Here is a 19,437-nt window from a genome sequence, read left to right as displayed (position 1 = left end):
GCGGGTCACGGGTGAGCGGTGGGCTTCCCTCCCTGGCCGGGCGGGGAGGTCGGCCGGCCGTGGCCGCCGGATCCGTTCCCCGGCGCCGGACCGCTCCCCTTGGAAGCGGCGGGAGCGGGCCCGGCGGTGGTGCCGGGCCGCCCGTCCCCGGCCGGGGTCTTTCCGGTGGCGCCGGGCGGGGACGGGGACGTCCGGGGCGTGGTGCCGGGCGCGCCCGTGCGGCGTGCGGCGCCGGGTGAGGGGGCGCCCGGCTCGGCCACGGGAGGCCTGCTCTGCGCGTTCTCCGGGACGCGCGGGGACGGCAGGAACGGGGAGCGGAGCGTGGGTCCGCCGAACAGCGAGCTGATCAGGAGCACGATGTACGCGGCGGCGGGGACGACCAGCAGCCAGCCGAGGCGGCGTACCCGGCGCTGGCGCCGGCCGGAGGAGTCGACGAAGACCGGTCTGGGGGCGGGGGCGGGGACGTCCGTGGCGACCGCGGAGATGCGGGGGAGCGGCATCGTGTCGTCGTCCAGGTGAGCCGGTTGTTGCATCGTGGACAGCCTCTACGGGTGGCGGACGAGGAGTGGCGGGGTCACCCGGCGGGGCGAGTGGCCGGTGGGTCCTTGCGGGGCGGGGACGGGGCGGTGGCCGGCGGGCCGGTCGGGCGGGCGGCCGGCGCCCCCGGGCTCCGCGTCGGCCGCGGGGTGCCGGGGCGATCACCTGCCTCGTGCCGGCCGTTCTGCGCCGGTGGTGCGGCGCCGTGAGGGCTGTCCGTCGGCCGCGGAGCCGGCGGGTCGCCCGTCGCCCCGCTCGGACCACCCGCCAGGTCGGGAGGTGCCGCGGAGGACGAGCCGGAGGGCGCGTCGGCGGGCGTGCCCGGGGCCCGCGCGCCGGGTGCCCGGGTACCGGCCGAGGGCGGGGCCGAGGGCGAGTGGCCCGGAGCGCCGTCCTCGGACTCACCGCCCATGACGGCGGGCAGGTGGCCCGTCCCGGCGGCGACGGCGACACCGCCGACAGCGGTGGCCAGCACGGCGACCGCCACCTTCGCGGCGAGGAACACGGCCGGCGTGCGCGCCGGCCGCCTCCTGTGCGAACGGGACGTACAGGACGTACGGGATCTGCCGGACGCGGCGGCCGGGGCGAGGCGAGCCGTCCGGAACACGGCCACGGCCGCCTCCTCGCCGGGCAGTTCGTGCTCGGCCGCGGGGGCGGCGGCGGCAGCGAGCAGCCTCGCGAGGGCCTCGTGGTCGGTACCGGCCCCGGCCCCGGCGCCGTCGAGCAGCCGCTCGGCAGTGTCGTGATCGATCCGGTGGGTTCGGTTCGTGCTCATCTCGTGCTCTTCAGCGTCGAAGGCGTCGTCGGTGTCACTCCTGTGGCGAAACCCTTCCCACGCGGCTTCGGCCGGACCTCCCCCTCTGCCCCGTCCGCGCCCCCTCCACGCCCTCCGCTCCCCGGCGGATTCGCCTCTTGCTGTTCGATGAGCTCGGCGAGCTTGCGCAGGCCGCGGTGTGCCGCCAGGCGTACCGCAGCGGGTCTCCTGCCGAGGACGCGGGCGGCGCCGTCCGTGTCCAGGTCCATGGCCACCCGGAGCATGACGGCCTCTGCCTGATCGCGCGGCAGCCGGGATATGAGTGTCAGCGCTCCGGCCGTACCGGACGCGGCCGACGCGGCTCCCCCGGTGTCCTCGGGCGGCGGGCCGGCAACCGGCCGACGGCGCAGCAGGTCCAGCGCGCGGTTGCGGCCGATCGTCGAGACCCAGCCGCGGAACCCGCCGAAGTCCCCGCTGAAGCAGACCAGATCGCGGGCCGCCTGCAGCCAGGTCTCGGACGCCACGTCCTCGGCGTCGGCCCCGACCAGCACGGTCAGGTAGCGCAGCAGCCCCGGCTGCACCGCCCGGAACAGCGCCCTGAACGCCGCCTCGTCCCCCTGCCGTGCCGCTCTGATCTCGTCGGACATGGCGTCCGGATCCCGTATGCCACCGGGGACGCCTGCTTCGCTGTCGGCCGGGCCGAACTCCTCCGCACTGTGCACGCGGGACATGATGCGGCATGCGCCCGGGGCGGCTCAGCCGATGCGCTCAGCCGGTCCGCTCAGCAGGTGCGCCCGGTCCGCTCAGTCGCGGTCGATGTGCACGCTCGTGGACTTCACCCGGGCGGTGGCCCGCATGCCGACCTCCAGCCCCAGTTCCTCGACGGCCTCGCGGGTCAGCAGAGACACCACCCGGTGCGGTCCTGCCTGGATCTCGACCTGCGCAGCGACATCGCCGAGCTTGATCCCGGTCACGATGCCGGGGAAGGCGTTGCGGACCGAGGTGTACGGGGCGTCCGCATCCTCGGAGCCTTCCTGGGCGGCTTCCACGCAGAAGGCCGCCAGGTCTGGCCCGTCGACGATGCGGCGCTTGCCGTCCCGGCGGGTCGGGAAGCGGGCGGCGTCCGCCCACCGCCGAGCGGTGTCGACGCTCACGCCCAGCAGCCGCGCCGCCTGTCCGATGGTGTAGGACTCCATGCGCTCACCCTAAGCTGCCGCGGCGCCGGCGGTCAGGGCCGGATGATCCGCACCTGGTAGCTGCCGTTGCGCAGTTCGCCCACCACCGAGACGCTGATGCCCGCCTTCTCGTCGGTGAACGTCTCGCCCGGCCGGAACGGCGCGTCCGACAGTTCCGCGTGCACATTGGGCCGCCGGGTGCAGCCGCCGCTCGCGTTCCCGCTGTCCGACACCGTCACCGGGCCGCGCCCGGTGTCCACGTCCGAGTCCACCTTGTAGACGAGGACGCCTGGCTTGCACACGGCCTCGTCGTTGCCGGCCCGCGTCCGTACCTCCACCGCGTACCCGGTGCTCTCCGACAACGGGACGAAGGCCAGTTTCGTCCCGCCCTCCACCGCCAGCGGCGACAGGACGTGGTCGCTGGCGCCCGACTTCGACGCGCAGCTGATCTGTGAGCCGTCCAGCCAGCCCAGCTTCCACTTGTGCCAGCCCAGCAGGTCGTTGTTGGCGCCCCAGTCCTCGCTCATGATGTCCCAGTGCCCGACCGTGCTGCCGCCGTCGGTGGTGTAGAGGTCGGGCAGTCCGAAGACGTGTCCGTTCTCGTGCGGGAGCACCCGGTAGCCGGTCTCCCGGTAGGTGCCGGAGCCGTCGTCCTGGCGGCTGTAGACGAAGGACGTGTTGGCCAGGGGCACCCCGTCGGCCGTCGGCGCCTCCCCGTTGCCGGAGAAGGTCACCGACAGGACCGTGTCCAGGGCGGAGGGCCCGGCGTTCGGGGTGACCAGGATGTTGATCAGGTCGTACCTGCTGAAGTCCACCTCGGAGTCGGCGGCCTTCGCGATGTGCTCGACGAGCTGCCGGTAGCCCGGTTCGTACGCCGACCCGCGCTCGATCCCGTACGCCGCGAAGGGCATCGGCATCCGCAGCCAGGTCCTTATCGGCGATTCGGCCCGGTAGCTGAGCCGCCCGTAGGAGCTGGTGCGGAACCAGTCGGAGGTCTGGGGGAAGAACTCCGCCAGCCGGTCCAGCGCCGAGCCCTCGCCTTTGGCGTCGGGGAAGTCGATCATCAGGTTCAGTGCCCTGACCTCGCCGGTCGAGCGCGAGTACCCGGGCGGGGTCGGCATGCCCTCGGACATCTGCACGCCCATCGTGCCGGTGATCCGGCACGGCGCGAGAGCCGATTCGGTGGTCGTGGCCACGGGCCCCGCCGCCGAGTGGGTGCGGCTGGATATCCCCGTGCTCGCCGTCGCCGTGACCCCGAGCGCCAGCGCGGTCAGCGCGATGAACGCGCTGGTGCGGCGTGGTCTGCGTATCCGGTGGCGGGTCTGCGGCATGGAGACCGCCTTCGGGTCCGCGGCAGCCGGCCCTGCCCGGTCTGCGCTCTGTTCGCCACCCTCCGACGGCTGCGGCGCGCCCGCGCGTCGGGAGAGGCCGAACGTGAAGGGGCGTGTGGGTCAGGTCACACGGGTGAGTGAAATAACCGGGGATCGGATCCCCGTTTGTACGTGAGTCCGCCCAAGTGGGGACCGGCTCCCCGTTTTGGGCGGGCCCGTACGTGTCACCGAGTCAGGGAGGCTCCGGAATGAAGCGCCACACCACCACCGCCCCGGCGGCCCCGCCCGTCCCGGGCGCGGCCGTGGACCTGGCGCCGACGCCCGCCGGCTCCGCCGCCCCGGCGGCCGACGCGACCCCCGCGTCCCCCGCGACCCGTGTCCCGCGCCCGCGCGCCGACGCCGTCCGCAACCGCGAGCGGATCCTGGCGGCGGCCCGCGAGGTGCTCGTCGAGCACGGCTCCGGCGCCCCCTTCGACGAGGTCGCCCGCCGGGCCGGAATCGGCAACGCCACCCTCTACCGGCACTTCCCGGACCGCCCGGCCCTCGTCCACCACGTCGTGCTCTTCGTCATGGACAAGGTCACCGCCTCGGCCGAGGCCTCCCTCGCCGAGGAGTCCGACGCCTTCGCCGCGCTGTGCCGGTTCACACACGCCGCCGCCGACGAGCGGATCGGGGCCCTGTGCCCCATGCTCGCCGACGACTTCGACCACGACCACCCCGAACTCCTCGCCGCGCGCGGCGCCTTGGAGGCCGCCGTGGAGACCCTGGTGGCGGCCGGCCAGGACGCCGGGCTCGTCCGCACGGACATCGGCGTCGGCGACCTGATGATCGCCCTCTCCCAGCTCAGCCGCCCCCTCCCCGGCACCGCATGCCTCGACGCGGACCGCTTCGTCCACCGTCATCTCCAGCTGTTCCTCGACGGGTTGCGCACCCCGGCGCGCTCCGTGCTGCCGGGTTCGGCCGCCACGCTGGAAGACCTGAGGCAGAAGACCATGTAACGCGCCCAAGCTTCTCGAACTAGCTTTTTTCAGTCATTCCGCACAGTGAAGTGGGTACCCCCATGTCAAAAACAGCCGCGACACCCCCGCTGGCTGCAGACCCCAGCCGCTGGAAGGCACTCGTCTTCATAGCCCTGGCCCAGCTGATGGTCGTCCTCGACGCGACCATCGTGAACATCGCCCTCCCCTCCGCCCAGACCGACCTCGGCATCTCCGACGGCAACCGCCAGTGGGTCATCACCGCGTACGCGCTGGCCTTCGGCGGACTGCTCCTCTTCGGCGGCCGCATCGCCGACAAGTGGGGCCGTAGGAACGCCTTCGTCGTCGGCCTCATCGGCTTCGCCCTGGCCTCCGCCCTCGGCGGCGCCGCGAACGGCGAGGCCATGATGCTGGGCGCCCGCGCCCTCCAGGGTGCCTTCGGCGCACTGCTCGCCCCGGCGGCCCTCTCCCTGCTCGCGGTGATGTTCACCGACGCCAAGGAGCGCGCCAAGGCCTTCGGCATCTACGGTGCGATCGCGGGCGGCGGCGGCGCCGTCGGCCTGATCCTCGGCGGCTTCCTCACCGAGTACCTCAACTGGCGCTGGACCTTCTTCGTCAACATCCCCTTCGCGATCGTCGCGGCCGCGGGTGCCTGGCTGGTCATCCGTGAGCCCGCCGGCGGCCGCAACCGCGCTCCGCTCGACATCCCCGGCGTGGTCCTGTCCACGCTCGGTCTCGTCGCCCTGGTGTACGGCTTCACGCGCGCCGAGTCGGCCGGCTGGTCGGACGCGACGACCGTGGGCATGTTCATCGCCTCGGCGGTCCTGCTGGCGGCCTTCGTGTACACCGAGTCCAAGGTGAAGTCCCCGCTGCTGCCGCTGCGCGTCCTGCTGGAGCGCAACCGCGGCGGTGTCTACCTCTCGCTCGGCCTGGCCGTCATCGCCATGTTCGGCCTGTTCCTCTTCCTCACCTACTACCTCCAGGTCGTGAAGGGCTTCTCGCCCGTCAAGACCGGCTTCGCCTTCCTGCCGATGATCGCGGGCATGATCACGGGCTCCACCCAGATCGGTGCCCGCCTGATGACCCGGGTCGCGCCGCGCCTGCTGATGGGCCCGGGCTTCCTGCTCGCCGCCACCGGCATGCTCCTGCTGACCCAGCTGGAGGTCGGGTCCTCCTACCCGGCGCTGATCCTGCCGGCGCAGCTGCTGCTGGGCCTCGGTATGGGTACGGCGTTCATGCCGGCCATGTCCCTGGCCACGCACGGGGTGAACCCGGCCGACGCCGGTGTCGCCTCCGCCATGGTCAACACCTCGCAGCAGGTCGGCGGCGCCATCGGCACCGCGCTGCTGAACACCATCGCCGCCTCGGCGACCACCGCGTACCTGACCGACCACGCGGCCGAGGCCGCGGCGGGCGGCGCCGCGGCCAAGCTCGTCCAGGCGCAGGCCATGGTCGAGGGCTACTCCTCCGCCATCTGGTGGGCGGTCGGCATCCTGGCCACCAGCTCGGCCATCGCGCTGACCCTGATCAACACAGGCCGTCCCGGCGCGGGCAGCCCGGTGGCCTCGGGCTCCGGCTCCGGCGCTGCCGAGGAAGCCGAGATCAAGGTTCCGGTGATCGCCCACTGACGGGGGCGCCCACCCGGGAATGACTGACCACCCCGCTTGGTTCAAATTTGAACCAAGCGGGGTTAGGCTTTTCGGGCGACCCCGTACCGACGACCGAGGAGCGCCCCCGTGACCACCGCCCAGACCCGTATGCCGGCGCTCTACCTCAGTCACGGCGCGCCGCCGCTCGCGGACGACCCCGTATGGCCGGGCGAGCTGGCCGCCTGGTCCGCGGAGCTGCCCCGCCCCACGGCGATCCTGATGGTCTCGGCCCACTGGGAGGAAGCCCCGCTCGCCCTCGGCGCGACCGTTTCGGCCCCGCTCGTCTACGACTTCTGGGGCTTCCCCGAGCACTACTACCGGGTCCGGTACGACGCCCCGGGCGCCCCGCGGCTCGCCGCCTCGGTGCGGGGCCTCCTCCAGGCTCCCGGCACCCCGGTCCAGGACATCCCGGACCGCGGCCTGGACCACGGCGCGTACGTCCCGCTGGTGGAGATGTTCCCGGAAGCCGACATACCGGTCCTGCAGATCTCCATGCCGACGCTGGACCCGCGCCGCCTGATGGACATCGGCCGCAAGCTGGCGCCCCTGCGTGACGAGGGGGTCCTGATCGTCGGCAGCGGCTTCTTCACCCACAACCTGGCCGCGCTGCGGCACACGGGCCCGGGCGTGCCGTCCTGGTCCGCCGAATTCGACGCCTGGGGCCACGAGGCGCTGGCCGCGGGCGACCTGGACTCCCTGCTCGACTTCGAGGCCAAATCCCCGTCGGGCCGCCTGGCCCACCCCCGTACGGAACACTTCGCCCCGCTCTTCGTCACCCTCGGCGCGGCGGACGCGGCAGGCGACCTCACCGCCCGCCGCGACGCGGTGGACGGCTTCTGGATGGGCCTCTCGAAGCGCTCGCTCCAGTTCGGCTAAGCGTCGCTTAGACCGCCCGCCGTGCGCGAGGCGACCGCGCATCGCCGAGCCGGCCGTCACCTCACCCGTGCAGGCGGTCCGGCCCCAGGGTCTTCTCGTACCAGCGCACGTCCCAGTAGCGGCCGAACTTCCAGCCCGCCTCCGTGAACTCCCCGACCCGGCGGAAGCCGAAGCGTTCGTGGAGGCGGACCGAGGCCTCGTTCGGCAGGGCGACGCCGGCGAACACGCGGTGGACCGGCTCCTCGGCCAGGGCCGTGAAGAGGGCGTCGTAGAGCACCGTTCCCACGCCCCGGCCCACCGCGTGCGGGGCGAGGTAGACGCTGGCCTCCACCGACGTCGCGTAGGCCGGTTTCGGACGGAAAGGACTGCTTGTCGCGTATCCAGCGATTCGATGGCCGGCCCAGGCAACCAGAAGGCGGTGAGGGCCGTCTTCAGGGTGGGAGTGCAGCCATGGGCGGCGCTGTTCCGGAGTGAAGACGGCCGTGTCGAAGGTGACGGCGGTCTCGCGGACGTAGTGGTTGTACACGTCCGTGAGGGCTGCCAGGTCGGCCTCCGTTCCGGGCCTGACCTGCACCTCTTCGAGTCCTTGCGGCACCCTGCCCCCTCTCGTGGCGAGGCAGGATACTGCAAGATCTCGAAAATGAGAGGGAGACGTGGGAATTCTGTCCTGATTCCAGTCGTTGTTTCCTTCGGATGCGGGCACTCGGGAGAGTGTCCGGGGACGCACACCGCACCACCGGTGCCGTCCGGCAGCCGCACCGCGACCGAACTCATCGCAAGGGAGCACGCATGGCAACCCGCGCCGTCGCCCGCCAGCAGTCCACGAGCAGCGCTCGCGCTGTGGGCGGGGAGATCGCAGACCGCGACCTGGTCGGCATGTACCTGGACGAGATCGCACGCACCCCGCTGCTCGACGCCGCCAAGGAAGTGGAGCTCTCCCAGATCATCGAGGCGGGCGTGTACGCCCAGCAGATCCTCGACGGCGTCATCGAGCGCAAGGGCGAGACGCCCGCGCGCGAGGAGCTGGAGGCGCTGGCCGCCGAGGGTGAGCGCGCCAAGGAAGTCTTCATCCGGTCCAACCTGCGCCTCGTGGTGGCCGTCGCCCGCCGCTACCCGCGCAGTGGTCTGCCCCTCCTCGACCTCATCCAGGAGGGCAACGCCGGTCTGGTCCGCGCGGTCGAGAAGTTCGACTACGCCAAGGGCTTCAAGTTCTCCACGTACGCGACGTGGTGGATCCGCCAGGCCATCACCCGCTCCATCGCGGACCAGTCCCGCACCATCCGCCTCCCCGTCCACCTGGTCGAGGAGCTCGGCCGGATCCGCCGCATCCAGCGCGAGTTCAACCGCGAGAACGGCCGGGACCCGGAGCACGCCGAGATCGCCGCCGAGCTCGACTCGACGGAGAAGCGCGTGGGCGACGTACTGGACTGGGCGCGCGACCCGGTCAGCCTGAACATGTCGGTGGACGACCAGGGCGAGACGCAGTTCGGTGACCTCCTGGAGGACACCTCCGCGATCTCCCCCGAGCAGTCCGTGCTCTCGCTGCTGCGCAGCGAGGAGCTGGAGGACCTGCTCGGCAAGCTCGACCAGCGCACCGCGTCGATCATCAAGATGCGGTACGGCATCGTCGACGGCCGCGAGCGGACCCTGACGGAGGTCGGCAAGCAGCACGGCCTGACCCGTGAGCGGATCCGCCAGATCGAGAAGCACGCCCTTCTGGAACTCAAGCGCATGGCCCGCGACACCGGCTTCGACGCCGTGGCCTGACGCCCCCCGGACGAGCCTCGGCACCTATCCCCCCAGGTGCCGGGGCTCCCTCGCGCCCCGGAAACCAGGGCGCCGGTACGCCTCCCGCTACGCCCCGGCCCCCGCCAGCCGCGCCCCCAGCGTCCGAGCCGCCGCCGCCAGCGCGGCCGGCGCCTGCACCGTGAACGGCACCCCCGTCAGCGCCAGCCGCGCCACCAGCCACTCCGGGGCGTCCGCGGTCTCGAACCGGACCCGCGTCCGGCCGTCGCCGCCGCCCGCAGCGTCACCCGCGTCGCCGACCGCCGACTCCCGCAACCACCCCGGCAGCTCCGCCACGTCCGCCGCGAAGGTGACCTCGACCGCGTACGACGTCTCCCGGCCCCGCAGCCCCCTGCGCACGAACTCCTCCGGGTCCATCGGCAGCTGCCGCGCCACGAACCGGGCCCCCGTCGCGAACACCTCGCCCACCCGGTCCACCCGGAAGGTCCGCCAGTCCTCGCGCTCCAGGTCATAGGCGACCAGGTACCAGCGGCTCCCCGTGCTCACCAGCCGGTACGGCTCCACCAGTCGGCGCGACCGGACCCCGTCCCCCGCCCGGTACGCGAACCGCAGCCGCTCGGGACCCGCCACCGCCGACGCCATCGTCGTCAGCGTCCCCGGGTCCACGCTCGGCCCGTCCCCCCGGGCCAGCGCGGTCGTGGCCGACTGCAGCACGCTCACCCGGCGCCGCAGCCGCGACGGAAGCACCTGCTCCAGCTTGGCCAGGGCCCGTACGGAGGCCTCCTCGACCCCCTCGATCGCATGCCCGGCGCCCGCGCGCAGCCCCACCGCGATCGCCACCGCCTCCTCGTCGTCGAGGAGCAGCGGCGGCATCGCAGCCCCCGCCACCAGCCGGTATCCGCCCTCCGCCCCCAGCGTGGCCTCCACCGGGTACCCGAGGTCCCGCAGCCGCTCGATGTCGCGGCGGATCGTCCGGGAGCTCACCCGCAGCCGCTGCGCCAGCTCGCTCCCGGGCCATTCGCGCGGGGTCTGGAGGAGGGACAGCAGGGAGAGCAGCCGTGCCGGGGTGTCGGTCATGGAATCCAGGTTGCCAGCGAAATAGGACACCGCCTGACCTACATCCCGTCTAGGTTTCTCTCCATGAGCACCGAGACGTCCAAGACATCGCCCGAAAGAGAGAACGGGCCCGTACAAGAAGAGCGGACCGAGACAGCCACCGCACCCGTGAACGGCTCACCCACGAACGGCTCAGCCGCCGACCGGCGCCGCTGGCTGGCGCTCGCCATCGTGATGACCGCGGCCTTCATGGACCTGGTCGACGTCACCATCGTCAACATAGCCATACCCAGCATGCGCCAGGACCTGAACGCCTCCACCAGCGCGATCCAGTGGATCACCGCCGGTTACGCGCTCGCCTTCGCCGCCGGCCTGATCACCGGCGGTCGCCTCGGTGACATCTACGGCCGCAAGCGGCTCTTCCTCATCGGTATCGCGGGCTTCACGGCCGCCTCGCTGCTCTGCGGCATCGCCGCCAACCCGAGCATCCTCGTCGCCTCCCGCCTCCTCCAGGGCGGCATGGCCGCCATGATGGTGCCGCAGGTGCTGTCGATCATCCACGTCACCTTCCCGCCGCACGAGCGCGGCAAGGTCTTCGGCATGTTCGGCGCGATCGTGGGCCTCGGCGCCGTCTCGGGCCCGATGCTCGGCGCGCTGCTCACCCAGTGGAACCTGTTCGGCCTCGAATGGCGCCCGATCTTCCTGATCAACCTGCCCGTTGGCATCGCGGGCGTGATCCTGGGCCGCAAGTTCATCACCGAGTCCAAGGCCCCGAACGCGCTGCGCCTGGACCTGATCGGTGTCGTCCTCGCGACCGCCGCCATGGTCATGCTGATCTACCCGCTCACCCAGGGCCGGGAGAACGACTGGCCGCTGTGGGGCTTCCTCTGCATGGGGGCGGTGCCCCTCGTGATCGTCGGCTTCATCGCCTACGAGAAGCACAAGATCAAGAAGGACGGCTCCCCGCTCGTCGAGCTCTCCCTCTTCAAGGTCAGGAGCTTCGCCGGCGGTATGGCCGTCCAGCTCACCTTCGGGATCGCGACCGGCATCTTCTTCCTGGTGTGGACGCTCATGATGCAGTTGGGCCTCGGCTGGAGCGCGCTGCGCGCCGGCACCACCGGCATCCCCTTCTCCATCGCCGTCTCGGTCGCCGCCGGCATGTCCGTCCAGAAGCTCGTACCGCGCTTCGGCCGCAAGGTGCTCCAGGCGGGCGCGCTCACCATGGCCGCGGGTGTGCTCCTCTACATCTGGGAGTCCGGGCACTACGGCATGGAGATCGCCTCCTGGCAGATGGCCGCGCCGCTCGCCGTCATGGGTCTCGGCATGGGCCTGATCGTGGCCCCGCTCACCGACGCCGTGCTGTCCGAGGTGCCGCGCGAGCACGCCGGATCCGCCTCCGGGCTGATCAACTCGACCATGCAGATGGGCAACGCCCTCGGCCTCGGCCTCACCTCCGTCGTGTACTTCGGCGTGATCGAGAACGAGATGGCCTTCGGCGCCCCGTACGTAGAGGCGTTCCGCAGCGCCATGTGGTGGATCGTCGCCGTCCTCGTCGTGATCTGGGCGGTGATGTTCATGCTGCCGCGCACCTCGATCCCGATGGAGCAGCGCGAGGGTGGCTCCGAGCACCAGGCCCCGGACACGGCGCAGGCTCCGGACGCGGCCACGGACAAGGTCCCGGCCGTCTGACGCGGGCCGACTCCCGTCCACGGACATGCCCGCCCTGATGGGCGGGCATGTCCGTTTCCGTCACCGGACCCGGGCGCGAAGTTCCATGGCTCCCCGCGCGGCGGTCTCGCTCTCGTACACCTCGCACATGTGCCGCCCGTCCGGCGTCGCCGTGTGCTCGACCTCCCACAGGCTGACCTCGCTCCCGTCCAGCAGGACGAAGGCGTGCTCGTACAGGCTGAAGGCCACGTCCCGCCCGCCCGGCAGGAACGGCCCGCCGCCGAACGACTGCGTGATCTGGTGGGCATACGCCGACCGCAGGCGCTCCGCCACCGGCTTGCCGGGCCGGTCCGGGTTCTCAGCGCGGCGCAGCACCCGCCGGGCGTGGTCGGCGGACTGCTCCACCGCGTACTCCCGGTGCCGGTGCGCCGGAGCACCGGCCGCGAACAGCGCGGCCAGCGCGGCCACGTCGTCGTCGGGCTCCTCGTCGCCCGGGAGTAACGCCGGGTCCAGGGCGGCCTGGGCCGGGACCTCGCCGAACAGCCGGGCCACGGCCAGGCAGGTCTCCGCCTTGCTCACGAAGATCTCGTGCCGGACCGTCCGGTCGCCCTCCTGCCGGTACGCCAGCTCCCACAGCGCCGCCGAACCGCCGTCGGCCAGCAGGTAGGTGTGCTGGTGGGTCTCCCGCCAGACGCCCGTCGCCGGGCTGTGGTGGGTGCTGTACAGCGAAGAGCTGTGCGCGAGCGCCGTACCGAGGCGCTCGACCAACCTGTCGGGCAGGTCGAAGGAGTTCAGGGCGCGACCGAGGAGTCGGTCGAGGTGCGCCTCGGTTGTCTCGTACGGATCGCTCAAGGTGGGTCTCCAGGCCGTCGCAGCTTGTCACTTCGCGGAAGCTCAAAGTAACCCCTGGGCCTGACATCACGTCCGGCGTTCGGTAAAACGTCCGGGAAGCAACAGGGGTTCCCGCCACCCCTTCAGGTCAACTTGCGTATGGATGGGCACGGTTAGGTCCGCTCTGTGGTGGAGAGCGGGACTATGGGCCACATGGCAACGAATACAGTGGGCGTTCCCCGTCAGCAGGGGCAGCCCAGCACCCGGACCGAGAGCGAACAGGCGGCCGCACCGAGAGGGTTGGCCTGGCTGCTGGCACTGACCGGGGCGGCCGGGCTGCTGGCCTCCTGGGTGATCACCCTCGACAAGTTCCTCCTGCTGGAGGACCCGGACTTCAAGCCCGCCTGCAGTCTCAACCCGGTGGTCTCCTGCGGCAGCGTGATGCAGAGCGAGCAGGCGCAGGCCTTCGGCTTCCCCAACCCCATGCTGGGGCTGGTCGGTTACGCCGTCGTGGTGTGCGCCGGCGCGGGCCTGCTGGCCGGCGCCCGCTACCGTGGCTGGTTCTGGTTGGGCCTGAACGCGGGGACGCTCTTCGGCGTCGGCTTCTGCTCCTGGCTGATGGTCCAGTCGCTCTACGAGATCAACGCGCTCTGCCTGTGGTGCTGCCTGGCCTGGGTGGCCACGCTGCTGATGTTCTGGGCGGTCACCGCGCACAACGCGCGTACGGGCGTACTCCCGGCCCCCGGCCCGCTACGGGGCTTCTTCACCGAGTTCGGCTGGGCGCCGCCCGCCCTGCACACCGGAGTGATCGGCATGCTGATCCTCACCCGGTGGTGGGACTTCTGGACCGGCTGACGGCGGAGGGCGCGCACGAGGGCCCCGGCAGCTGGACGCCGCCGGGGCCCTCTATGCGTCACGCATCGCTCCACGGGCACGGGGCCCGGCGATCAGCTGCCGACGGAGGCGTTGCCCGAGAGGATCGGGATGTTGTCCAGGATGTGCGAGAGCGGCTCGTCACCCTTGGCCTGGGTGGAGTTCTCGGTGCACTGCTGGTTCTGCGGGTTCGACAGGACGTTGATGTCCTGGACGCCGATGTTGAGCGCGGCGATGAGCGACTGGGCGTTGACCTTGGCCGGCAGACCGATGCAGGGCTTGTTCAGCGTGCCCTGGACCAGGCTGAGCTGCGGGCTCAGGTCGCCGTGGGTCTTCTGGTTGCCGTAGATCTGCTGGGATCCGTTGCCGTTGACGGTGTTGATCCCGTTGTCGTTGCCGATGGCCATGGCCGGGGCCGCGGCGGCAGCGCCCGCGCCGACCGCAACGGCGGAGACCGCGGCGGCGGTCATGAACTTCTTGAACATCTTGTTCCTTCTGTCGCACGAGTGCCCGCTGATGGAGCGCCCTGGTCAACTGCCCTGCCAGGGGGTTGGTTCCGCTGCTTCACTCAAACGGCCTGCGGGCGGCGGGGTTTTCCCCGTCCCGGGTGAGAGGCCCCCGGACGCCTGCGCGAAGCCCGTACGAAGCCCGCAGTCACCGGATCTCCGGTTGCGCTCCGTGTGAGGTGTTCGCACGGTGGGTGAGGGAGCGGATCGCTCAAGGTCCGTATCCGCGCGACCACCAGTGAGGAACATCCATGCACTCCATGAAGCCCGCCCGTGCGCGCCGCGCCCGTCTCCTCGTCCCGTCGGCCCTCGCCGTCGTCATACTCTCCGGCGCGGCGGCCCCCGCGGGCGCCGTGGAGAGTGACCACGGAGTCGCCCACCCCCGGCGAGCGGCGGCGGCCGGTCCCGTCGACGACCTGGTGAAGGGCATCCTCGACGCCATCAAGGCCCTCCTGCCACCGGGCGTCAGCCTGCCGGACATCAAGATCCCGGAGATCAAGCTCCCCGAGATCAAGCTGCCGGAGATCCCGGGCATCAATCTCCCGGCCATCCCGGGCGTGGTGCTCCCGGCGATCCCGGGCGTGGAGATCCCCGGGATCCCGGGGATCGAACCGCCCACGCTGCCGGATCCGGCGGCGCCGGTCGTGCCGGAGGTCCCCGACGTCGAGGTCCCGGCGATCCCGGACCCGCTGAGCGATCTTCCTTAACGGTCCGGACGGTGCTGCGGTTACGACTATTGAGCTGAACAGGTGTGATCGCGGACGTGGCCGTGTCGTCAGGGGAGGCGGACCGTTTCGCTCGGTGTGAGCCCCGGCATCGGGGCAGAACATCGAACAGAAGGTGCACTTCCCATGAACTCTGCCAAGAAGGCTGCCCTGGTCCTGGCCACCGCTGGTCTCGCTGCGGCCGGTGCCGCCGGCTCCGCTATGGCCGACTCGTCGGCCGAGGGCGCGGCCGTGGGCTCCCCCGGTGTCCTCTCGGGCAACCTGCTCCAGGTCCCGGTCCACGTTCCGATCAACGTCTGCGGTAACTCCGTGAGCATCATCGGCGCGCTGAACCCGGCGTTCGGCAACGTCTGCGTCAACGACTGACGTCGGCTGCACGAACCGACTGTGGGCGCCCCGGCCTCGCCGGCGGCGCCCACAGTCGTGTCGGTGTCGCTCAGTGCGCGCCGCCGTTGAGCTTCACGCCGCCCAGGAGCGGGGACGCCTGGGTGGCGCCGTTCGCAAGGCCGAGCACCTCGCCGGGCGCGTTGTTGCGGACCTCGTTGACCCTCTGGACGGTGCCCACGACCTTGTTGACGTTCTCGCCCTGCTCTGCCAGTCCGTTGCCCAGGGTCTGCGGCAGCGACTCGGAGACGGGGTTCACGGCTTCGGTCACCGCGGTCACCCCGCTCGTCAGGCTCATGGGCATCGCGGCCGGGGCCTCGGCCGCGAAAGCGGTGGCGGAGGAGCCGAGGGCGGCGACGGAGCCGACGACGACAGCGGCGACCTTCGTGAGCTTCATTATCGAAATCCTCTTCTTTTCGTGTGCAGAGGCGTCAGCGGCGACCGTCGCGCCGCTTTCGCCCTGGGTAACGATTCCCGGCCGCTACGGAAACGCCGGCGCGCACGCGGTTGGGAACAAGGGCATGACAGCGGCCGGAGAATCCGACAAGGATTCTCCGGCCGATATTTCTTCTGATTACCGGTAATGCCGGTCAGGCTTCGCGCGACCGCCGGTACAGAATGGCGCCGCCCAGGATCAGCGCCGTGGCGAGGGCCGCCGCGGCCGCGGGCTGACCCGCGCCGGTCGCGGCCAGCACGGGCGAGCTGACGTGAGCCGGTGCCGGTGCCGGTGCCGGTGCCGGTGCGGGAACCGGAGCGGGGGCCGGAGCCGGAGCCGGAGCTGCCGGGAGCTCCACCGGCTGGCTCCCGTGCGGTGGCCGGGGCGCGGGAGCCTCCGGGCCCGGGCCCGGGCCCGGGGCGGGAAGCGGTGCGGGCGCTTCCTCGACCGGGGCCGGAGCCGGCAGCGGTACGGGCGCCTCCTCCTCGACCGGGGCCGGGAGCGGCTGGGGGGCCTCCTCGACGGGGGCGGGGAGCGGATGGGGCGCCTCCTCGACCGGGGCGGGCTCCTCCGGCGCCGGGGCCGGGAGCGGAGCCGGGTGCTCGTCGACCGGCTCGGGCATCGGGTGCGGCCGGTCGGGTGCGGGGGGTGCGGGGGCCGCGGGGGGCGCGCGGTGCGCCGGCGGGGCGGGGGGCGGCGCGGACTCGGGGTGGTCGTCGCACCCTTCCTCGTGCTGCTCCTGGTGCTGCTCTTCCTCCGGGCCGCCGTAGCCGCCCTCCTCACGCTGCTCCTCGTGGCGGGGAGCAGCATGACGGGGAGCCGCGTGCCGCGGCGCCGGGGTCTCGTGCCGCGGTGTCTCCTGGCGCTGCTCCGGCACCCTGTGCCGCCCCACCCCTTCCCGTTCGTGGAGGTAGCGGTCGAAGGCCTCGGCGTTCTCGGGGCTGAGGTAGCGCCCGTAGTCGTAGCCGTCGCCGGTGTGCGAGCCGGTCGTGGTGACGCAGGTGTTCCCCATCGCGGGGTTGAGCGCGGCACCCCCGTCCACGCTGTTGCCGCACACGTTGGGCGCGAAGGTGATCGGTACCGAGACGCTGTTGCCCGCCAGCACACCCGGTGAATGCGAGGCCTCGGCCGTCGCTCCGGAATGTGCGTAGGCCACGCCGGTCGCGATCGACAGCAGACTCGACGCGGCCGCCGCCGTGAGCATCCCCTTGCCCAGTACCTGTCGGCTCAGTACCTGTCGCATGGGTCCTTCCCTGTCTACCGGCGCTGCTGCCGGTGCTGAATCGGAGGCGGCCCCGGAGTGCACCGCCGTGCACTCCGGGGCCACCCCGAGGAGGCTTGCCCTCGCGGGCGCAAGCGTTGCGTCAGTGGTTGACGCAGACGTTGCCGAACGCGGGGTTCAGCAGCGCGGCGACGTTCACGGTGTTGCCGCAGATGTTGATCGGGATGTTGATCGGCACCTGGACGTTGTTGCCGGACAGGACGCCGGGGGAGCCCACGGCGTTGCCTGCGGCTTCACTGTCGGCCATGGCGGGAGAGACGGCGCCGACGGCCATCAGAGCGCCGGCGGCCAGCACCACTGCCTTCTTGTACTTCATTTGATTTCGATCCTTCCCGCAGAGGCGTATCCGCTGCAGAAATAACAACGAGTGGTCCGGGAAAAAGAAACCGCGTAATTCCGGCGGCCGGCCGGGAATTCACCCCGATGGTCCGGGTGAATTCATGGGGTCCGGATTTCGCGTCACTATTCGCGGAGCCGGATCCCGGGCGGCGGATTCTTACGCGGCGAGGCCGTCGCGACCCGAAGGTGCGACGGCCTCGCAGGGACGTTCGCGGTCAGCTGCCGGCGGAGACGTTGCCGGAGAGGATCGGGATGTTGTCCAGGATGTGGGAGAGGGCCTCGTCGCCCTTGGCCTGCGTCGAGTTCTCGGTGCACTGCTGGTTCTGCGGGCTGGACAGGACCGGGATGTCCTGGACGCCGACGTTGAGCAGGGCGAGCACGGACTGCACGTTGGCCTTGGCGGGCAGGGCGATGCAGGGCTTGTTGAAGGAGCCCTGGATCAGCGCCATCTGCGGGCTCATGTTGCCGTAGGTGGCCTGGTTTCCGTAGATCTGCGCGGCGCCGTTGCCGTTGACGGTGTTGACGCCGTTGTCGTTCCCGATGGCCATCGCCTGCGGCGCCATGGCGGCGCCCATGCCCACGACCGAGGCCGCAACCGCTGCCGTGGCCATCATCTTCTTGATCATTGTCGTCCCTTTTTTGCAGGATTGCCCGGTACTGGAGCACCCGGAACAACGGCCCTGCCCCCGCTCGGGTTGCGTGGCTTCACCCGGATGCCGCCGTTTGGGGCGGCGCGGTTGACGCTCAGGCGTTCACGCAGGTGTTGCCGAACGCGGGGCTCAGCAGGGCGATCACGTTGACGGTGTTGCCGCACACGTTCACCGGGACGTCGACGGGGATCTGGAGCAGGTTGCCGCTCCCGACGCCGGGGGATCCGGCCGCGATGCCGTCCGCCGTCGCGCCGCCGCCGTGCGCGGAGGCGAGGCCCGCGCCGCCCAGCAGCACGGCGGCGCCGGCGAAGGCCAGGGTGGTGCCGCGCATCAGCGTCTTCTTCATCTCCGCTTTTCCTTTCGGTTCGAACGATGGTGCAACCCATAACGACCCGCCCGCTTCAAGGGTGCGTGCTATCGCCCAAAAGGCCGTACGAGCGAGTCCGACGTGATTTCCAGCCCGATTTCTGACAAAGTTCACTCCTGTTTTGTCCCCTTGATCGAAAATGGAGACAGGGTCATGGGTTCCTCCCGCAGAATCCTCGGCACGCTCGGTCTGCTGTCCTGCCTCGTCCTTTCCGTGAACGTCCCGGTGGCGGGGGCGATCCCACCGCGCAAAGCCCCAGCTCCCAAAGAGCTACCCCGGGTCCCGTTCACCCAGCGTTACCAGGCCGTGCAGCACGGCGGGCTGGTACGGGCCTCCAACTCCGGCATCAGCTGCCGCCGGGAGGAGTCCCCGCAGGCCGAGCCGTGCGCCGACGTGAAGCGGGGCGCGGCCGGGGTCAACGGCGACTTCGAGATGTTCTACAGCGAGGTCGACAAGGACCCGGACACCTACAACTCCACCCGGGCCGAACTCAAGGTCCCGCAGGGCGCGAAGGTCTCGTACGCCCGCCTGTACTGGGGCGGGAACCTCCGGGTGGGCGAGCAGAAGCCGCCGGAGGACAACGGCCGGGTGCTGGTCGCCGAGCCGGGCGGCGCGTACAAGGAGGTCATCGCCGACACGATGATGGGCCACCGCTCGGACGCGGGCAGCGACGCCTACCAGGCCTCCGCCGACGTGACCCCGCTGGTCCGCAAGGGCGGCGCCGGCATGTGGACGGTGGCCCAGCTCAACATCGCCATGGGCCACTCCGAGGTGGGTGCCTGGGGCGGCTGGACGCTGGTCGTCGCCTACGAGCACCCGCAGCAGCCGGTCCGCCGGATCTCGCTGTGGGACGGCTTCGAAGGACTCGCCGCCCGCGCCGGCGAGGGGCTGGTCGAGCTCGACGGCCTGGACGCGCCCCCCGGGACCGCGGGGAAGGTCGGGGTGGTCGCGTACGACGGAGACCGGGGCGTCCTCGAAGACTCACTCACCGTGACGGCCGACAGTGGCCGCCGCGTCGCCCTCAGTGACGCCGAAAATCCCTTTAATGATGTTATGAATTCCACGATCACGGAATTCGGACAACAAGCGTTCGTGCGGCAGCCCGATTATGTGAACAATCTCGGCTATGACGCGGACGTGTTCGACCTGACCCCCGCCCTCTCCGGTGGGGCCCGCAGCCTGAGTTTCAAGTTCACGGGTGAAAGCCAGGGTCATTTCCTCGGCGTGCTCTTCGTTCAGACAGACGCGCGCCGCTGAACGTAGGAGACCACTCCA

The 19,437-nt window shown here is 71.3% G+C and carries 24 protein-coding genes; 10 read left to right on the top strand and 14 right to left on the bottom strand.

Annotated features, from left to right (window positions below):
• Positions 1 to 5: 5 nt before the first annotated feature.
• From OG429_RS17025 to OG429_RS17005, 5 genes are all read right to left on the bottom strand, one after another.
• Positions 6 to 533 (bottom strand): hypothetical protein, encoded by a 528-nt coding sequence (locus OG429_RS17025; RefSeq protein ID WP_328926164.1) that lies wholly within the window; start codon positions 531 to 533, stop codon positions 6 to 8.
• Positions 534 to 574: 41 nt separating this feature from the next.
• Complete coding sequence (locus tag OG429_RS17020; protein WP_328926163.1) at positions 575 to 1,312, bottom strand: hypothetical protein; 738 nt, start codon at positions 1,310 to 1,312, stop codon at positions 575 to 577.
• A complete protein-coding gene (locus OG429_RS17015; protein WP_443051265.1) occupies positions 1,309 to 2,022 on the bottom strand; it encodes an RNA polymerase sigma factor in 714 nt (237 codons plus the stop codon). The genes OG429_RS17020 and OG429_RS17015 overlap by 4 nt, the downstream gene beginning before the upstream one ends.
• Before the next feature lie 72 nt (positions 2,023 to 2,094).
• Positions 2,095 to 2,487 (bottom strand): TOBE domain-containing protein, encoded by a 393-nt coding sequence (locus OG429_RS17010; protein ID WP_328926161.1) that lies wholly within the window; start codon positions 2,485 to 2,487, stop codon positions 2,095 to 2,097.
• A gap of 32 nt (positions 2,488 to 2,519) precedes the next feature.
• Positions 2,520 to 3,797, bottom strand: coding sequence for a M6 family metalloprotease domain-containing protein (locus OG429_RS17005; RefSeq protein WP_328926160.1), 1,278 nt, complete (start codon positions 3,795 to 3,797; stop codon positions 2,520 to 2,522).
• A gap of 248 nt (positions 3,798 to 4,045) precedes the next feature.
• On the opposite strand from OG429_RS17005, the gene OG429_RS17000 reads away from it, so the two are divergent.
• The 3 genes from OG429_RS17000 (at position 4,046) to OG429_RS16990 (ending at position 7,299) form a co-directional block, all read left to right on the top strand.
• A complete protein-coding gene (locus OG429_RS17000; protein WP_328926159.1) occupies positions 4,046 to 4,795 on the top strand; it encodes a TetR/AcrR family transcriptional regulator in 750 nt (249 codons plus the stop codon).
• Positions 4,796 to 4,857: 62 nt separating this feature from the next.
• Complete coding sequence (locus tag OG429_RS16995; protein ID WP_328926158.1) at positions 4,858 to 6,402, top strand: MFS transporter; 1,545 nt, start codon at positions 4,858 to 4,860, stop codon at positions 6,400 to 6,402.
• A 129-nt stretch (positions 6,403 to 6,531) separates the two neighbouring features.
• Complete coding sequence (locus tag OG429_RS16990; RefSeq protein WP_328930311.1) at positions 6,532 to 7,299, top strand: dioxygenase family protein; 768 nt, start codon at positions 6,532 to 6,534, stop codon at positions 7,297 to 7,299.
• Between the two features lie 61 nt (positions 7,300 to 7,360).
• Here the strand turns inward: OG429_RS16990 and OG429_RS16985 are convergent, their stop codons facing one another.
• A complete protein-coding gene (locus OG429_RS16985) occupies positions 7,361 to 7,894 on the bottom strand; it encodes a GNAT family N-acetyltransferase (protein ID WP_328926157.1) in 534 nt (177 codons plus the stop codon).
• A gap of 194 nt (positions 7,895 to 8,088) precedes the next feature.
• Here OG429_RS16985 and OG429_RS16980 point away from each other — a divergent pair, with 194 nt between their 5' ends.
• Positions 8,089 to 9,066 (top strand): sigma-70 family RNA polymerase sigma factor, encoded by a 978-nt coding sequence (locus OG429_RS16980; RefSeq protein ID WP_328926156.1) that lies wholly within the window; start codon positions 8,089 to 8,091, stop codon positions 9,064 to 9,066.
• 87 nt (positions 9,067 to 9,153) lie between these two features.
• On the opposite strand, the gene OG429_RS16975 is transcribed toward OG429_RS16980, so the two are convergent.
• Positions 9,154 to 10,122 (bottom strand): helix-turn-helix transcriptional regulator, encoded by a 969-nt coding sequence (locus tag OG429_RS16975; protein WP_328926155.1) that lies wholly within the window; start codon positions 10,120 to 10,122, stop codon positions 9,154 to 9,156.
• A gap of 63 nt (positions 10,123 to 10,185) precedes the next feature.
• On the opposite strand from OG429_RS16975, the gene OG429_RS16970 reads away from it, so the two are divergent.
• A complete protein-coding gene (locus OG429_RS16970; protein WP_328926154.1) occupies positions 10,186 to 11,790 on the top strand; it encodes an MFS transporter in 1,605 nt (534 codons plus the stop codon).
• 60 nt (positions 11,791 to 11,850) lie between these two features.
• Here OG429_RS16970 and OG429_RS16965 read toward each other — a convergent pair whose 3' ends face one another.
• Positions 11,851 to 12,621 carry a DUF6227 family protein gene (locus OG429_RS16965; protein ID WP_328926153.1) on the bottom strand — a complete coding sequence of 257 codons (771 nt, stop codon included), beginning with the start codon at positions 12,619 to 12,621 and terminating at the stop codon, positions 11,851 to 11,853.
• A gap of 192 nt (positions 12,622 to 12,813) precedes the next feature.
• On the opposite strand from OG429_RS16965, the gene OG429_RS16960 reads away from it, so the two are divergent.
• A complete protein-coding gene (locus tag OG429_RS16960; protein ID WP_328926152.1) occupies positions 12,814 to 13,455 on the top strand; it encodes a vitamin K epoxide reductase family protein in 642 nt (213 codons plus the stop codon).
• 92 nt (positions 13,456 to 13,547) lie between these two features.
• Here OG429_RS16960 and OG429_RS16955 read toward each other — a convergent pair whose 3' ends face one another.
• On the bottom strand, positions 13,548 to 13,958 hold the full coding sequence (locus OG429_RS16955) for a rodlin (protein WP_328926151.1): 411 nt from the start codon (positions 13,956 to 13,958) through the stop codon (positions 13,548 to 13,550).
• Positions 13,959 to 14,230: 272 nt separating this feature from the next.
• On the opposite strand from OG429_RS16955, the gene OG429_RS16950 reads away from it, so the two are divergent.
• Both OG429_RS16950 and OG429_RS16945 read left to right on the top strand, forming a co-directional pair.
• Complete coding sequence (locus tag OG429_RS16950; protein WP_328926150.1) at positions 14,231 to 14,686, top strand: hypothetical protein; 456 nt, start codon at positions 14,231 to 14,233, stop codon at positions 14,684 to 14,686.
• A 144-nt stretch (positions 14,687 to 14,830) separates the two neighbouring features.
• Positions 14,831 to 15,070, top strand: a complete 240-nt coding sequence (locus OG429_RS16945; RefSeq protein WP_328926149.1) for a chaplin — start codon at positions 14,831 to 14,833, stop codon at positions 15,068 to 15,070.
• Positions 15,071 to 15,140: 70 nt separating this feature from the next.
• Here OG429_RS16945 and OG429_RS16940 read toward each other — a convergent pair whose 3' ends face one another.
• Positions 15,141 to 15,485: a hypothetical protein gene (locus OG429_RS16940; protein WP_328926148.1), complete on the bottom strand. Its 345-nt coding sequence runs from the start codon at positions 15,483 to 15,485 to the stop codon at positions 15,141 to 15,143.
• Between OG429_RS16940 and OG429_RS16935 the strand changes: the two genes are divergently transcribed.
• Positions 15,475 to 15,672: a hypothetical protein gene (locus OG429_RS16935; protein WP_328926147.1), complete on the top strand. Its 198-nt coding sequence runs from the start codon at positions 15,475 to 15,477 to the stop codon at positions 15,670 to 15,672. The genes OG429_RS16940 and OG429_RS16935 overlap by 11 nt on opposite strands.
• 6 nt (positions 15,673 to 15,678) lie before the next feature.
• On the opposite strand, the gene OG429_RS16930 is transcribed toward OG429_RS16935, so the two are convergent.
• The 4 genes from OG429_RS16930 to OG429_RS16915 form a co-directional block, all read right to left on the bottom strand.
• Entirely contained in the window at positions 15,679 to 16,767 is a 1,089-nt protein-coding gene (locus tag OG429_RS16930; RefSeq protein ID WP_328926146.1) for a chaplin, read from the bottom strand.
• A 121-nt stretch (positions 16,768 to 16,888) separates the two neighbouring features.
• The gene (locus OG429_RS16925) at positions 16,889 to 17,122 is read right to left on the bottom strand and encodes a chaplin (protein ID WP_328926145.1); all 234 of its coding nucleotides are present in this window, start codon (positions 17,120 to 17,122) and stop codon (positions 16,889 to 16,891) included.
• A 238-nt stretch (positions 17,123 to 17,360) separates the two neighbouring features.
• Positions 17,361 to 17,771 carry a rodlin gene (locus tag OG429_RS16920; protein ID WP_328926144.1) on the bottom strand — a complete coding sequence of 137 codons (411 nt, stop codon included), beginning with the start codon at positions 17,769 to 17,771 and terminating at the stop codon, positions 17,361 to 17,363.
• A gap of 118 nt (positions 17,772 to 17,889) precedes the next feature.
• Positions 17,890 to 18,141: a chaplin gene (locus OG429_RS16915; RefSeq protein WP_328926143.1), complete on the bottom strand. Its 252-nt coding sequence runs from the start codon at positions 18,139 to 18,141 to the stop codon at positions 17,890 to 17,892.
• A gap of 102 nt (positions 18,142 to 18,243) precedes the next feature.
• Here OG429_RS16915 and OG429_RS16910 point away from each other — a divergent pair, with 102 nt between their 5' ends.
• Positions 18,244 to 19,419 (top strand): DUF3344 domain-containing protein, encoded by a 1,176-nt coding sequence (locus OG429_RS16910; RefSeq protein ID WP_328926142.1) that lies wholly within the window; start codon positions 18,244 to 18,246, stop codon positions 19,417 to 19,419.
• Positions 19,420 to 19,437: the final 18 nt, after the last annotated feature.

It is taken from the genome of Streptomyces sp. NBC_00190 (assembly GCF_036203305.1).
In the GTDB taxonomy this organism is placed as follows: domain Bacteria; phylum Actinomycetota; class Actinomycetes; order Streptomycetales; family Streptomycetaceae; genus Streptomyces.
Note: the sequence above shows the minus strand (reverse complement) of the source record. Positions and strands in the feature narration are given on the sequence as shown.